Below are 14,131 nucleotides of genomic sequence, written 5' to 3' on the forward strand. Positions count from 1 at the left end.
TATGATATCAGCTGAAAAAGCTCACCTTTGGGTCAGACGCCGAGTTTTTTGAGCGAAGCGACGGCTATGACGGGCTTGTTGATACGTACTGGTTTCAGTTCAAGAAAAAAGTGACGATCGACCCAGACTTGCAATACGAAGCAGCGAAAAATGGAGAGATTGACGTCATCACCGCCTACACGACCGATGCCCGCATAAATAAAACCTTCCTCTTTCAAACCAAACAAATTGGCCGCATGCTCGCTGTCGCGGAACACATATGAGCTTGTTTGGTAAATCGGCACCGCCCGCGCGCCCGTTTCCGCATCCGGTTTTTGCCCGGCGTGGATGGCGAGCGTCTCCGGGCGGAAGGTTTGTTCATTGCTCATCGTTTCCTCTCCCCTCTTTGACCCTTCGAGATTTCATATCCTACTAAATCAATTGGTTTTTTCTTATAAAAAATCTATCATTCGATCACAACGTTTGTCAATTTTATTTTTTTAATAGTGCAAAAATTTTTATTGAAAACAGAGCCTGCCGGTGGGCAGGCCTCCTATTGTTTCATTATCGTTTTCCAATTTCCTCTACTAACAGCTTATTGACAAGCGGCGGATTCGCTTGCCCTTTTGTTGCTTTCATCACTTGGCCGACAAGGAAACCGAGTGCGCGGTCTTTGCCGTTTTTATAGTCTTCGACCGACTGCGGGTTGGCGTCGAGCACTTCGAGCACGATTTTGCGCAGCGCTCCCTCGTCGGAAATTTGCACGAGCCCTTTTTCTTTGACGATTTTCTCTGGATCGCCGCCGTGTTCGACGAGTTCTTTGAACACTTTTTTGGCGATTTTCGACGAAATCGTGCCGTTTTGGATGAGTTTGATCATTCCAGCCAAGCTTTCCGGCGTCAAGGCGATGTCATGGAGCTCTTTTTGCTCGGCGTTTAAGTACCCGGATACTTCGACCATGAGCCAGTTCGACGCCAGTTTCGGATCGGCGCCGTTTGCGACGGTCGCTTCAAAGAAGTCGGCCATTTCTTTTGTCAGTGTGAGCACTTTGGCGTCATACTCCGGCAAGCCCCACTCTTCGACATACCGCTTCCGGCGGGCGTCCGGCAGCTCCGGAATCGAGGCGCGGACGCGCTCTTTCCATTCGTCGTCAATATAGAGCATCACCAAGTCCGGCTCTGGGAAGTAGCGGTAGTCTTCCGAACCTTCTTTGACGCGCATCAAAACGGTCGTTTTCGTCGCTTCATCAAAGCGCCGCGTTTCTTGACGGATGACGCCGCCCGAGAGCAAAATTTTCTCCTGCCGCTTCGCTTCGTATTCCAACCCCATGCGAACGAAGTTGAACGAGTTGAGGTTTTTCAATTCCGTTTTTGTACCGAACTTGTCCGAACCGAGCGGGCGAAGCGAAATATTGGCGTCGCAGCGAAGCGACCCTTCTTCCATTTTGCAGTCGGAAACGCCGGTATATTGGATGATCGCTTTTAATTTTTCCAAGTAGGCGTACGCTTCTTCCGGCGAGCGGATGTCTGGCTCGGAGACGATCTCAATGAGCGGCGTCCCTTGACGGTTAAAATCCACGAGCGAATAGCCGTCGCCCGTATGCGTCAGCTTGCCGGCGTCTTCTTCGAGATGGATGCGGGTGATGCCGATTTTTTTCTTTTTTCCGTTTACTTCAATTTCAATCCAGCCATTTCGGCCAAGCGGCTGATCGTATTGCGAAATTTGGTACGCTTTCGGGTTGTCCGGATAAAAGTAGTTTTTGCGGTCAAATTTCGTCTCGGTCGCGATTTCGCAGTTTAACGCCATCGCCGCTTTCATCGCAAACTCGACCGCCTGTCGGTTCAACACCGGCAGCACGCCTGGATACCCTAAGTCAATGACGTTCGTTTGCGTGTTCGGGGGCGCGCCGAACGCGTTCGGGCTGCTGGAGAAAATTTTCGATTTCGTTTTCAGCTCGACGTGCACCTCAAGTCCGATGACCGTTTCAAAGTTCATCACCTAACCCCCCTTACAACACCGGTTTTTGCTTATGGTAGTCGGTCGCTTGTTCAAAAGCGTGGGCGACGCGGTAGACGGTGCTTTCATCAAAGTGCTTGCCGATAATTTGCAAGCCGACCGGCAAGCCATCGACAAAGCCGCACGGCACGGAAATCGCCGGTACACCCGCAAGGTTGACTGGAATCGTTAAAATGTCGTTTGCGTACATCGTCAGCGGATCACTCGTTTTCTCGCCGATTTTAAACGCCGGCGTCGGCGTTGTCGGGCCGATGATGACGTCATATCGTTCAAATACGTTTTCGAAGTCGCGCTTGATCAACGTCCGAACTTTTTGCGCTTTTTTGTAATACGCATCGTAATAGCCCGAGCTTAACGCGAACGTCCCGAGCATAATGCGGCGCTTGACCTCCGCCCCAAACCCTTCGCTTCGCGTCAGTTTATACATATCGATCAAGTTTTTCGCGTTGTCCGTCCGATAGCCGTAGCGGACGCCGTCAAAGCGAGCCAAGTTCGCTGATGCCTCGGACGAAGCGAGCAAATAGTACGTCGCCAAGGCGTATTTTGAATGCGGCAGCGACACTTCTTCCCACGCCGCGCCAAGCTTCTCAAGCACGGCAAGCGCCGCAAGCACTGACTGGCGCACGCCTTCATCGACGCCTTCACCTAAATATTCTTTCGGCACAGCGATTTTCAACCCTTTGATATCGCCCGTTAACGCCTCCACATAGTTCGGCACTGGAATGTTCGCTGAAGTCGAATCCATCGGGTCGACGCCCGCGATCGCTTGCAATACATACGCGTTGTCTTCGACCGTGCGCGTAATCGGGCCGATTTGGTCCAGCGACGACGCAAACGCGACAAGCCCGAAGCGCGAGACGCGTCCGTACGTCGGCTTCAAGCCAACAACCCCGCAAAACGCCGCCGGCTGGCGGATCGAACCGCCCGTATCAGAACCTAAAGCAAACGGCACTTCGCCGGCCGCCACCGCTGCCGCCGAACCGCCGCTTGAGCCGCCCGGAACGCGCTCTAAGTCCCACGGGTTGCGCGTCAGCTGAAACCCGGAGTTTTCCGTCGACGAGCCCATGGCGAACTCGTCCATGTTCAACTTCCCGATCGTGATCGTCCCTGCGGCATTCAACCGCTCCATGACAGTGGCGTCGTAAATCGGGTCAAAGTTGTACAAAATTTTGCTGGCGCATGTCGTACGCAGCCCTTTTGTGACGATGTTGTCTTTAATGCCGATCGGCAAGCCGAACAGCGGGTTCGTTTCTTCGCCTTTGGCGAGCTGGTTATCCAACTCTTTCGCTTTCGCCCGCGCCTGTTCTTCATTTAATGTTAAAAACGCTTGCACTTTCTCTTCCACTTCATCGATGCGGCGGTACGATTCGTCGACTAAATCGGAAATCGACACTTCTTTTTTCTTCAGCAACGTATGTAATTCTGACACGGAATGGTCAAAAAGCGACATAAATCCCCCTCCTTACTCTAAAATGGCCGGCACACGGAACTGGCCGTCTTGCTGATCTGGCGCGTTTTTCAACACTTCTTCGCGCGGCAGCCCCGGTTCTGGAATATCCTCGCGCATCACGTTTCTCATATCAAGCACGTGCGAAGTCGGCGGAACGTTCTCCGTATCCAATTCATTCAGCTGCTCGGCAAACGTAATAATCGCATCGAGCTGTTTCGTAAACATCTCGGCCTCTTCATCCGTAATCGCCAACCGCGCCAAATCGGCGACATGTTTCACTTGTTCAATCGAAATTCGCGACATTGTATTCACCTCCGACATGATCGACCTTCCACAATACTATGATGATACCAAACGTTTAGGAAATAAAGCAACCGTCTGGCCCTCTTTTGCCTAGTTGCCCGTTGACGAAAACGAACATATGTACTATAATGGCCATAACGGACAAAAAAGGGGGAATCATGACGATGAGTGACGCTTTGCTCGCCCAAGTGCTTGACCGCTTGAACGCGATGGACGGGACGCTGCAAAAGCTCGTGGAAGGCCAAGAGCGGCTCGAGCGGGAACAAATCGCCATTCGCCAGGAACAAGAAGAAATTCGAAAAGAACAACAAGAAATCCGAAAAGAGCAGCAGGAAATCCGTTTGGAACAACAGCGTCTGCGTCAAGAACAAGATTCGCTTCGCGCCGGGCAAAAGGAATTGAACGGCATCGTGGCCGCTCTTCTCCACCGCCAAGACGAAACAGACGCCAAACTGGAAGCTCTCGCCGCTGACGTCCACCAGCTTCACCAGGAATTTGCCTCATTGAAACAAACGGTGGACCGCCTCGAACAAAAAATGGACTCCCGTTACGAACAATTGACTGCCCAAATCGAAGACATCAAGCTGGACTTGAATTTTATCGCCCACCGCACCGTCGACAACGAACGAATCATTTACAAACTGAAAGAAATGTTGTTCCGCTGATCGATTGATCTAAAGAGGAGGCCACCGCCATGCATGTCGCGTTTGACCATCTCGTCCATCTCGTCGAACGACCGGAACAAGTGAAAATGGCGTTTGAACAATGGGGGCTTGCGGCCATCCACGGCGGCCGCCATCCGTCATGGGGAACGTACAACGCCTTATGTTACGTAGAGCATTTGCGCTACATCGAGTGGATCGGCATTGCCGATATGCAGACGGCGAGAACGTGCGGAAACCCGCTCATCACTCAGCTTGTCACCGACCGCCAAGAAGGAAACGGCTTCTCCCAATTTGCCTTCCGCACGAACGACATCGAAGCGGTGGCGGCACAGCTCAAAAGCAAAGGATTCACCCCAGTCGGTCCGTTCCCCGGCAGCCGCGAGCGCGATGACGGCAAGCGGCTCACATGGTCGATGCTGTTTATCGAAGACGACACAGACGGCGTGTTTCGCTATCCGTTTTTCATTCAGTGGGGCGACCGTGATGATGTACGGATGAACGAGCTGGCGCCGCTCATGAGACACCCAATTGGCTCTGTTTCGCTCTCGTCAATTAGCCTCTACACCCTCGGTCTCGAGCGGGCGGTCAACGGCTATCGCCGGCTGTTTGACTTGCCCGAACCCGATGTCGGGCGCGATGAGGCGGGAGCATACGCGGAGCTCGCTGTCGGCGGCATTGCGATTCGGTTCTATGAGGCTGACCGCCGTCATCCATCGACGCGCCCGTTTTCGTGCCGGCTTGTGGGAATGCAGGAGCAGCGCCGCATCGAAATCGATGGCGCGACGTATATCGTTTCCAAGCCGTGACGGGCATTCCTATTCTCACATACTCCCCTTTGCCGCGGAATAAGATGGAATAACCGCACCTTCATCCTCGCGCGGTGAAAACGGCAAAGGGGGAGTCCAACCGTGTCCCACCCGTATGTTTCTCCAAAACTTTCGATGGAAACGATGATCTCGATCATTCGAAACGGCTTAAAGAAAACCGCGGCGCCTCGACACATCATCATCATCGGCGCCGGAATGGCCGGACTTGTCGCAGCGTCATTGCTGAAGCAGGCGGGTCATCGCGTCACCATCTTAGAAGCATCCGAGCGGGTCGGCGGCCGCATCTACACGCTCCGCTCCAACTTTCGCGACGACCAGTATCTCGAAGCCGGCGCGATGCGCATTCCTCACACCCATGCTTTGACGCTGGAATACATCCAAAAATTCAACTTGCCGCTTCCCCCGTCCACGGTCAAGAGTGGCGGCGACGGCAAAATGTGTTCATCTGTCCATACAGCGTCGGAACGTCTTCGGCGCTGACAATCAGCTCAAGGTCTTCCGGCGCGGCGAATCCGCTGTCAACTGTATGCCGAAGCAAATGAAGAAGAGGATCGAAAAACCCTTCCACGTTAAGCAGGCCAATCGGTTTTTGGTGGAGGCCGACGCGCGACCACGAGAGCACTTCAAACAGCTCCTCGTACGTTCCATAACCCCCTGGCATGGCGATAAATCCGTCGGCCGCCTCGTACATTTTCGCTTTGCGGGTGTGCATTGTATCGACGACCAACAGTTCGCTCAACCGATTATGCGCCACTTCCCGGTCCTTCAAAAATTGCGGAATGATCCCAACCACGCGCCCTTGATGACGGAGCGCCGCCTCAGCAACCTCTCCCATCAAGCCCCGTGTCCCTCCGCCGTAAATGAGCGTAATGCCGCTTCGGGCTAAAAACGTTCCGAGCGCTTTCGCCGCTTCCTTGTATTTTACGCTTTGTCCATAACTTGATCCGCAAAACACACAGATGGCTTTCATGATCGCGACACACCTTTACTCGCATCTAGGTCTTCATTATTTTACCAGTCTGTCCCCCATCCGGCAAATCACACCGACAGGGGCTGCCACCGAATCCGTTTACACCAGCCTTTTCGAACCGCAACATCGCAAAAAACACATCCCCTCTGGCTCGTCCAGAGGGGATGTGGCACGTTGTCATTGATAAATATGCACAAACGGCTCGTCTGCTTTCGCCTGGCGCACGATGAGGCTTTCCGGCTGGCCGGCCGAGGCGATGTAGACGTTGACGGTGATGTAGTCCGGGAATTTTTCCATCACCAAGCCGGTCACGTATTGGGTAAAGCCGATCACTTCCGCTTTGCCGTAAAACGGCATCGTAATGTTGATCGTTAACTTCTGAAGCTGGTCGTTGACATACAGCCCTCTGCCGACGATGCCCGTGTAGTTCGGGAAAAAGTCCTCAACGTCTGATTTAAAATTGTTGAATTTCAGCCAGTCGTCGCGGTGGTTTTCTTCCGCCTCATCAGACGGGAATAAATAATATTCCTCGTTCACCGCCTCCCAATCATCGATGGCGCTGCTTCCTTCATCGACATGGGCGACGGCGAAAAAGTAGCCTGGAACAACAGATGAACGGGGCGCTTGTTTGTACAGGGCGATCGTAATCGGCACGTTCCCAAGCCCTTTCATGCTCCGCAGCCGCTTCAGCACCTCGGCGGCGATCCGCTTTCCTTCCCGTTCGATGACATCGTCTTTGATTTTGACCTCCCGCGGATAGCCTTGCTCGGTCGAATAATAGTGGACGGAGTTTAACGCCAGGCCGATGGCGACGCCACCAAGCTTCACCTTGTCGTTATCGACTTTCACTAAGTAGTCGTGCTCCAAAATGCTGGCCAGGTAAATCGGGCTTTGTTTGTTTTTTTGCTCATTCGTTCCTTTGTCGCTGATCGGCGGGTTTAAGCCGATGTTGTCTTCCGGTTTCATTTTCTCTGCCTTCAGCTGGCTGTCCGTCCGCTTGCGGGCGAGCCAGCGCCCGATCGTTTCGCTGTCCAAATATTGCCCTTCCTGAAACAAATATTCATCCGGGGAAAATTGCTCAGATGCCAAGCGCATCAGCCCGGTTTCAAATTCATCGACATCAAGCCGGGTGTTGACGTCGTTGACGACCCGCCCGCGCGCCCCGGACGGCTTAAAAGGCAAGACAACGCGGTAATACGAATCAGGAATGTTGTATTTCGGGATGACCGCTTCTTGCTGTTTGCTGCCTTTGTCTTGCACGACTTCCTCACCTTTGTCAAACTTCGGCGCACACGCAGACAACAAACAAATCGAAGCGAGGCCGACAGCGGCCAACCGCTTTCGGGCCCGATTCGTCCAACGGCAGGCAACCAAACTGCGAAGTGGTGAGATTCGTTTCATCGTTTCCCCCTGCTGATCTCTTGCAAAAATCGTGATTCGTCCCAAATCTCAATGCCAAGCTGCTGGGCTTTCTCCAGCTTCGATCCGGCGTCCTCACCGGCGATGACGATGTCGGTGCTGCGGCTGACGCTGCCGGTGACGCGCCCGCCGAGCCGTTCAATCTCTTCTTTTGCCTCATTGCGCGACATCGACGCGAGTTTGCCGGTCAAGACGACCGTTTTGCCGGTGAAGGCGGAGTCAGCAGGCGCTTCAGCCGCCCGCTTCAGCCCTTTGTATGCCATGTTGACGCCGTAAAGCCGCAGCTCATGGAGCAGCTCGGCCGCTTCTGGCTGGGAAAAGAAGGCGATGATCGAGTCCGCCATTTTCTCGCCAATTTCCGGCACGGCCATCAATTCCTCTTTCGTCGCTTTTTCCAGCCGCTCCATCGTTTCAAAATGCTCAGCCAAAAGTTGGGCGGCTTTCGCTCCGACGTAGCGGATGCCAAGACCGAACAGCAACCGCTCGAGCGAGTTTTGCTTCGATGCCTCAATCGCTGCAAGCAAGTTGGTTGCTGACTTTTCGCCCATCCGTTCCAAACCGATGAGCTGTTCTTTCGTCAGCCGGTACAAATCGGCGACATCGTGGACGAGGCCAGCGTTAAACAGTTGGGTGACGACTTTTTCGCCCAACCCTTCAATGTTCATCGCTGCTCTTGAGGCAAAATGGATGAGCCGTTCGCGCAGCTGGGCCGGGCATTTCGGGTTTAAGCAACGGAGCGCCACTTCTCCATCTAGGCGGACGAGCTCGCTTTCGCATTCCGGACAATGCGTCGGCATCACAAACGGCGTTTCATCCCCGTCGCGCCGGTCGACGACGACGCCGACCACTTCCGGGATGATGTCGCCCGCTTTTTTAATGATGACCGCATCGCCGATGCGAATGTCTTTTTCCCGTATAAAATCTTCATTATGAAGAGTGGCGCGCTGCACGGTCGTGCCGGCGACGCGGACCGGCTCTAAGATCGCTGTCGGAGTGACGACGCCCGTGCGGCCGACGTTCACCTCAATGCCGATGAGCGTCGTCACCACTTCCTCGGCTGGGAATTTGTAGGCGATCGCCCAGCGCGGGCTTTTTGCCGTCGCACCAAGCTCCCGCTGTTGGGCGAACGAGTCGACTTTAATGACGATGCCGTCGATCTCGTACGGCAGCTGCGGCCGTTTTTCGTGCCACTCGTTGACGAAGGCGATCACCTCATCGATGTTGGCGCAGCGCCGCCGCTCGGGATTCACTTTAAACCCAAGCGCCTGTAAGTAGTCGAGCGCCTCGCTGTGCGACTCAATGCCAAGCTCTTCAGCATTGGCCAAACCATAAACGAACAAATCGAGCTGGCGCGACGCCGCCACTTTCGGATCGAGCTGGCGGAGCGAGCCAGCCGCAGCGTTGCGCGGGTTGGCAAACAGCTCCTCGCCTCGGGCTTTTCGCTCCTCATTCAAGCGCAAAAACGACGCTTTCGGCATGAACGCCTCGCCGCGCGCCTCCAGCGACACCGGCTCCTTCAGCCGAAGCGGCAGTGAACGGATCGTTCTCAAATTTTCCGTAATGTCCTCGCCGGTCGTTCCGTCGCCGCGCGTCGCCCCTTGGACGAAATAACCATCTTCATAGCGGACGGAGACAGCGAGACCATCGATTTTCAACTCGCACACGTACGCTGCTTCGCCGACCTCTTGGCGGACGCGGCGGTCAAAATCGCGCAAATCCCCTTCGTCAAACGCGTTCGCGAGACTCATCATGGGAACAACATGCGTCACTTTGCGAAACGCCTCAAGCGGAGGGCCGCCGATGCGCTGGGTCGGCGAGTCGCTCGTTTTCAATTCCGGATACTGTTCCTCGATGGCCATCAACTCTTGCATGAGCCGGTCATACTCGGCGTCCGGGACGGACGGCCGGTCGAGCACATAATATTCGTAGCCATAGCGGTGCAGCAGTTCGCGCAGCTCGGCCGCGCGCCGTTCGGCTTGTTGGCGGTCCATACGTTCACCCGTTCTCCTTTCTATACTTTCTCAATCGGCGCAAATTTAGCGAGCAGACGTTTAATGCCGATCGGGCTCGGGAAGGCGATATCGAGTTCTTGGTCGTCACCTTCGCCACGGACACTGACAACCGTACCGATTCCCCATTTCCGATGGTTCGCCCGGTCTCCGACTTTCCACACCCTGATGGCGCCGCCTGCCTGCAAGCGAGCGGACGCTGAACGGGAAACAGACGGTTTCCCACGCGAGACCGTCTCCAGCAAATGCGCGGGAATCTCATCTAAAAAGCGCGACGGCCGGTTCATTTGGATGTTGCCAAACAGCGTCCGCATTTGCGCGTTCGTCAATACGAGCTCTTCCTCGGCCCGAGTGATGCCGACATACGCCAGCCGCCGCTCTTCTTCCATTTCATCCTCATTCTCCAGTGAACGAAGATGCGGAAAAATGCCTTCTTCCATGCCAATCAAAAACACGACCGGAAACTCAAGCCCTTTGGCGGCGTGCAGCGTCATGAAGACGACGGCATCGCCCTCGGCCGCCTGATCTGTCCCATTCAGCTCGTCCAAATCAGAAATGAGCGCCAAGTCGGTTAAAAAGGCGACGAGCGATTTATCGTCGCTTACATTTTCGAAATGCTTCGTCACCGACAAAAACTCGTCCAAGTTCTCAAGCCGGCTTTGCGCTTCAATCGTCCGTTCCGCCTTGAGCATCTCGCGGTAGCCCGATTGGTCGAGCACTTCCTCCACAAGTTCCGTCACCGAAACGTATTCTTGCAGCTGCGTCCATTGCTCAAGCTGTCCGCGAAACGCGGCGAGCGCCCCGGCCGTCTTCGCGCTGAAGCCGATCATCTCCAGCTCGCCGAGCGCTTCAAACAAGGACAGCTCATGCTCGGCCGCATAGCGGACAAGTTTGTCGATCGTAGAGGCGCCGATGCCACGCTTTGGCACGTTGATGATGCGAAGCAAGCTCAAATCGTCATCGGGGTTGGCGATGACGCGCAAGTAAGCGAGAATGTCTTTAATTTCTTTCCGGTCATAGAACTTTAAGCCGCCGACGATTTGGTACGGAATGTTCGCTTTTAAAAACATTTCCTCGATGACGCGCGACTGGGCGTTCGTCCGATAAAGCACGGCAAAATCGCGGTAGCGGCGCTCCCCGCTCTCAACCGCCTCTTGAATGCGGCGGGCGACAAATTGCGCTTCGTCCACTTCGTTCATCGCTTCATAATAGACGATTGGCTTCCCTTCCGGGTTTTCCGTCCACAACCGCTTTGGTTTTCGATTGACGTTATGCGCAATGACTTCATTTGCCGCCTGCAAAATGCGTTTCGTCGAGCGGTAGTTTTGTTCAAGCAAAATGACTTTCGCGTTCGGGTAGTCGCGCTCAAACGATAAAATATTGCGAATGTCCGCCCCGCGCCACCGGTAAATCGACTGGTCGGCATCGCCGACGGCGCAAATATTTTGAAACCGGTCTGCGAGCTTTTTCACCAGCGTATATTGAGCGCGGTTCGTATCCTGGTACTCATCGATATGGATGTACTGGAACTTATACTGGTAATATTGAAGCACATCCGGCACGCGGTCAAACAAGTGGATCGTCGTCATGATCAAATCGTCGAAATCGAGTGAATGATTGCGGAGAAGGCGCTGTTGATACTCTTGATACACGTCGCCGACGATCTTTTCGTAGTACGTCGATGCCCGCTTTGCGAATTGCTCGGGCGTGAGCAAATCGTTTTTCGCCCCGCTGATCGTCGCTAAAATCGTCCGCGGCTCAAATTTTTTCGGATCGATATTTTTGTCTTTCAAAATCGCTTTGATGACCGAAAGCTGATCCGTCGGGTCAAGGATGGAAAAATTGCGATTGATGCCGATGCGGTCAATGTCGCGGCGCAACATGCGGACGCACATCGAATGGAACGTCGAAATCCACACGTCTTCCGCCGCCCCGCCTAAGAGCGCCTGCACCCGCTCCTTCATTTCACGCGCCGCTTTGTTCGTAAACGTAATGGCTAAAATATTCCACGGCGCCACCTGTTTTTCCGCCATCAAATAGGCGATCCGGTGCGTCAGCACGCGCGTTTTTCCGCTGCCCGCTCCCGCCATGATGAGCAATGGGCCTTCTGTCGTTTTAACGGCTTCTTGCTGCTCTTTGTTTAAATGCGCAAGCAGCTTTTCCGATAAAAAATTCATCATGTCCACCACCAACAAAACATATGTTCTATTTTCCGTCATCGCCGTTGCGTTGACCAGCCATCTGCTTCACCGCCGCCACCGTCGCCAACGCCTGTTCGAACGCGTCGTAAATCGCGTTGCCGACGACCACCGTATCGGCATAGCGCGCCATATGCTCCGCCTGCTCAGGAGTTGTGATGCCGCCGCCGTAAAACAGCTGCGTCTGATCAAGCGCTTGTTTCACTTTTTCCACGACAGACGGATCTCCATAAACTCCGCTATACTCAAGGTAAAAAATCGGCAGCTTGTACAAATGCTCAGCCAAACGGGCATAGGCCACAATATCGTCGACGTCAAGCTCCGTATCGGCTCTCGTCAGCTTGGCGGCCTTGCATTCCGGATTTAAAATGCAATAGCCCTCTGCGGCAATCTCATCCCAGTTCATCATATCACCGTATTGTTTCACCGCCTCGTGATGACGGCCGATGATCCACTCCGCCTGCCGGCTGTTTAACACGATCGGAACCAAATATACGTCAAATCCCGGCGTCAGCGCTTCGACGTCGGTGACTTCGAGCGCGCATGGCACCGAAAAACGGCGGATGCGAGCCAATAAATCAAGCACGTTGTCGATGGTCACCCCGTCGGTTCCGCCGACGATGACGGCATCCGTTCCCGACTCGCAAAGGCGCTCAAGGCGCTCGTCATCAATCGGTTTATTCGGGTCGAGTTTAAACACATGGCGCCAAGCGCGAATCTCCTCCATAGCGGCAACCCTCCACTCCGTCTCCATTGTTCCATTATAACAAATCCGCAAAAAGAAAAGGAGTTCCTTTGCAAATGGAAGGAATCTCCTTGTCGCGTCAGTCTGTGACCGCTTCGTCGGCTTCTTTCTCTTCTTGCTGTTGCTCCTCTTTAATGCGATCGAGCGCCATGGCGTAAGCATCATTGCCGTAGTTGAGGCAGCGCTTGACGCGCGAAATCGTCGCCGTGCTCGCTCCGGTTTCCGTTTCGATTTTGTGATACGTATATCCTTCGCGCAGCATGCGGGCGACCTCGAGCCGCTGGGCGAGCGCCTGGATTTCATTCACGGTGCATAAATCATCAAAAAAACGGTAACACTCTTCTAAATCGCGCAGCGATAAAATCGCTTTAAACAGTTGATCCAACTCTCTGCCGCGCAGTTTGTCAATTTGCATAGCTGCTTCCTCCTTGCGTTTTGGCGGGAAAAATGTTGTAGCCAACCAATCTGCGAATCCACCGCCCCTTTGCCTTGCAACAGACAAGGCGGTTATGATTTCCACTGGACGATCGCCAGTTCCGGCACGATATTGATCCACGTTTTTCCCGGCACGAATCCGATCGGAGCCCCGTTATGGTACGGCAGCAGCCGGCCGTCGACGTTTTTCCATTCGATCGGCTGCATGACGCCGCCCTGCAGCAAGTACCCCTTGCCACCGGAGGCGAGGTCGATGTCGCGCCGTCCGTGGCTATCGATGACTCGATGCCGGGCAGCGATAATCATGACGTTTTGCACGACAACCGGCTTATGCGTATCATAATCGATCGTTTGCTCGCCGCCGCTGTACCGGTAATACCCCTTTTGTTCAGGAACATATTGGTATTCAACCTGGGCATAGGCGCGATGCGAATAGGCGATGTGAACCGTCTCGACCTTTTGGCCGCTCGGCTCATCGGTGCGAAACGATAGCGGGGCAACGTGGTCCGTCCAAGCATACCCGTTTTGTTTCGCTCCTTTTTCGATGTTGGCGAATGAAATGTATGAGTTGTGCGGCGCCTTGCGGAACGGGACGCGCTGAAACAATGTGCCGTCGTAAAACAATCCGTTCAAATAGTCGATTCCGCCTCCCTCAAGACGCGCTTTCGCCTCCGGACTCCAGCCGTGACATACATACAGTGCATTGTAGCCTTCACTCAAGTCAATATAGTAATCACGCGCGCTTCGCACCGGTCCGACCCGCTCCGGCAATTCGCTTTGGTACAACGCCAACAAACGGGTGATATCGCCCTCGGCAAGCACCTCATACACGATGTCCGCCGCACGAAGCCCCGATTGCGGCCGCGCCTTCGGGTGATTGTTGATCATCACGCCGACGACCCGTTGATGGATGTTCCCTTTCGCCGGCAGCCCCGTCAGCGGGAACGTTTGTTTTTCCTCCGCCGGAGGCTTGGACGGCTGCTCCTGCCGAGGAGCCGGTTTGGCTGGTTCAGCCTGCTTCGGCTCGCTTTTGGTCGTGCAGCCCCCTAACAACAATGCCGCGCAGCTGATGACGAACAGCCAATGTTTCAATGGACACACAACCTTTCCTTTTT

Annotated in this window: 12 protein-coding genes and 3 pseudogenes; 4 read left to right on the forward strand and 11 right to left on the reverse strand. The window is 54.3% G+C overall.

What is annotated here, in order from left to right; genetic code table 11:
* Positions 1–20 precede the first annotated feature (20 nt).
* Positions 21–203: pseudogene (locus CD000_RS14050) on the forward strand (glycine betaine ABC transporter substrate-binding protein); the annotation flags it as partial.
* Here CD000_RS14050 and CD000_RS14055 read toward each other — a convergent pair.
* From CD000_RS14055 to gatC, 4 genes and pseudogenes are all read right to left on the reverse strand, one after another.
* Positions 186–368 (reverse strand): annotated as a pseudogene (locus CD000_RS14055) (PLP-dependent transferase); the annotation flags it as partial. The pseudogenes CD000_RS14050 and CD000_RS14055 overlap by 18 nt on opposite strands.
* Before the next feature lie 175 nt (positions 369–543).
* On the reverse strand, positions 544–1,974 hold the full coding sequence (gatB, locus tag CD000_RS14060) for an Asp-tRNA(Asn)/Glu-tRNA(Gln) amidotransferase subunit GatB (protein ID WP_031212135.1): 1,431 nt from the start codon (positions 1,972–1,974) through the stop codon (positions 544–546).
* A gap of 13 nt (positions 1,975–1,987) precedes the next feature.
* The gene (gatA, locus tag CD000_RS14065; protein WP_096225897.1) at positions 1,988–3,445 is read right to left on the reverse strand and encodes an Asp-tRNA(Asn)/Glu-tRNA(Gln) amidotransferase subunit GatA; all 1,458 of its coding nucleotides are present in this window, start codon (positions 3,443–3,445) and stop codon (positions 1,988–1,990) included.
* A gap of 12 nt (positions 3,446–3,457) precedes the next feature.
* Entirely contained in the window at positions 3,458–3,748 is a 291-nt protein-coding gene (gene gatC, locus CD000_RS14070; RefSeq protein WP_011229790.1) for an Asp-tRNA(Asn)/Glu-tRNA(Gln) amidotransferase subunit GatC, read from the reverse strand.
* Between the two features lie 158 nt (positions 3,749–3,906).
* Between gatC and CD000_RS14075 the strand changes: the two genes are divergently transcribed.
* The 3 genes and pseudogenes from CD000_RS14075 to CD000_RS14085 form a co-directional block, all read left to right on the forward strand.
* The gene (locus CD000_RS14075) at positions 3,907–4,413 is read left to right on the forward strand and encodes a hypothetical protein (RefSeq protein WP_096225898.1); all 507 of its coding nucleotides are present in this window, start codon (positions 3,907–3,909) and stop codon (positions 4,411–4,413) included.
* Between the two features lie 29 nt (positions 4,414–4,442).
* Positions 4,443–5,219 (forward strand): VOC family protein, encoded by a 777-nt coding sequence (locus CD000_RS14080; protein ID WP_096225899.1) that lies wholly within the window; start codon positions 4,443–4,445, stop codon positions 5,217–5,219.
* A gap of 135 nt (positions 5,220–5,354) precedes the next feature.
* Positions 5,355–5,645 (forward strand): annotated as a pseudogene (locus CD000_RS14085) (flavin monoamine oxidase family protein); the annotation flags it as partial.
* Between the two features lie 7 nt (positions 5,646–5,652).
* Here the strand turns inward: CD000_RS14085 and CD000_RS14090 are convergent.
* The 7 genes from CD000_RS14090 to CD000_RS14120 form a co-directional block, all read right to left on the reverse strand.
* Positions 5,653–6,210 carry an LOG family protein gene (locus CD000_RS14090; RefSeq protein WP_011229787.1) on the reverse strand — a complete coding sequence of 186 codons (558 nt, stop codon included), beginning with the start codon at positions 6,208–6,210 and terminating at the stop codon, positions 5,653–5,655.
* 177 nt (positions 6,211–6,387) lie between these two features.
* Entirely contained in the window at positions 6,388–7,611 is a 1,224-nt protein-coding gene (locus CD000_RS14095) for a CamS family sex pheromone protein (protein ID WP_096225900.1), read from the reverse strand.
* Positions 7,608–9,620, reverse strand: a complete 2,013-nt coding sequence (ligA, locus tag CD000_RS14100; protein WP_096225901.1) for an NAD-dependent DNA ligase LigA — start codon at positions 9,618–9,620, stop codon at positions 7,608–7,610. Before ligA ends, CD000_RS14095 begins: the two co-directional genes overlap by 4 nt.
* Positions 9,621–9,640: 20 nt before the next feature.
* A complete protein-coding gene (gene pcrA, locus CD000_RS14105) occupies positions 9,641–11,815 on the reverse strand; it encodes a DNA helicase PcrA (protein WP_096225902.1) in 2,175 nt (724 codons plus the stop codon).
* A 28-nt stretch (positions 11,816–11,843) separates the two neighbouring features.
* Complete coding sequence (pcrB, locus tag CD000_RS14110; RefSeq protein WP_011229783.1) at positions 11,844–12,563, reverse strand: heptaprenylglyceryl phosphate synthase; 720 nt, start codon at positions 12,561–12,563, stop codon at positions 11,844–11,846.
* A 97-nt stretch (positions 12,564–12,660) separates the two neighbouring features.
* Positions 12,661–12,996 (reverse strand): YerC/YecD family TrpR-related protein, encoded by a 336-nt coding sequence (locus tag CD000_RS14115; protein WP_014194772.1) that lies wholly within the window; start codon positions 12,994–12,996, stop codon positions 12,661–12,663.
* Positions 12,997–13,088: 92 nt separating this feature from the next.
* Positions 13,089–14,108, reverse strand: coding sequence for a DUF3048 domain-containing protein (locus CD000_RS14120; RefSeq protein WP_198962515.1), 1,020 nt, complete (start codon positions 14,106–14,108; stop codon positions 13,089–13,091).
* Between the last annotated feature and the right edge of the window lie 23 nt (positions 14,109–14,131).

Source organism: Geobacillus sp. FJAT-46040 (assembly GCF_002335725.1).
GTDB classification, from domain to species: Bacteria; Bacillota; Bacilli; order Bacillales; family Anoxybacillaceae; genus Geobacillus; species Geobacillus thermoleovorans.

What these genes read in the sequence shown, in the direction of transcription:
- gatB (WP_031212135.1), bottom strand. Translation starts at nt 1,974, where the DNA reads ATGAACTTTGAAACGGTCATCGGACTTGAGGTGCACGTCGAGCTGAAA.
- gatA (WP_096225897.1), bottom strand. Translation starts at nt 3,445, where the DNA reads ATGTCGCTTTTTGACCATTCCGTGTCAGAATTACATACGTTGCTGAAG.
- gatC (WP_011229790.1), bottom strand. Translation starts at nt 3,748, where the DNA reads ATGTCGCGAATTTCGATTGAACAAGTGAAACATGTCGCCGATTTGGCG.
- CD000_RS14075 (WP_096225898.1), top strand. Translation starts at nt 3,907, where the DNA reads ATGACGATGAGTGACGCTTTGCTCGCCCAAGTGCTTGACCGCTTGAAC.
- CD000_RS14080 (WP_096225899.1), top strand. Translation starts at nt 4,443, where the DNA reads ATGCATGTCGCGTTTGACCATCTCGTCCATCTCGTCGAACGACCGGAA.
- CD000_RS14090 (WP_011229787.1), bottom strand. Translation starts at nt 6,210, where the DNA reads ATGAAAGCCATCTGTGTGTTTTGCGGATCAAGTTATGGACAAAGCGTA.
- CD000_RS14095 (WP_096225900.1), bottom strand. Translation starts at nt 7,611, where the DNA reads ATGAAACGAATCTCACCACTTCGCAGTTTGGTTGCCTGCCGTTGGACG.
- ligA (WP_096225901.1), bottom strand. Translation starts at nt 9,620, where the DNA reads ATGGACCGCCAACAAGCCGAACGGCGCGCGGCCGAGCTGCGCGAACTG.
- pcrA (WP_096225902.1), bottom strand. Translation starts at nt 11,815, where the DNA reads ATGAATTTTTTATCGGAAAAGCTGCTTGCGCATTTAAACAAAGAGCAG.
- pcrB (WP_011229783.1), bottom strand. Translation starts at nt 12,563, where the DNA reads ATGGAGGAGATTCGCGCTTGGCGCCATGTGTTTAAACTCGACCCGAAT.
- CD000_RS14115 (WP_014194772.1), bottom strand. Translation starts at nt 12,996, where the DNA reads ATGCAAATTGACAAACTGCGCGGCAGAGAGTTGGATCAACTGTTTAAA.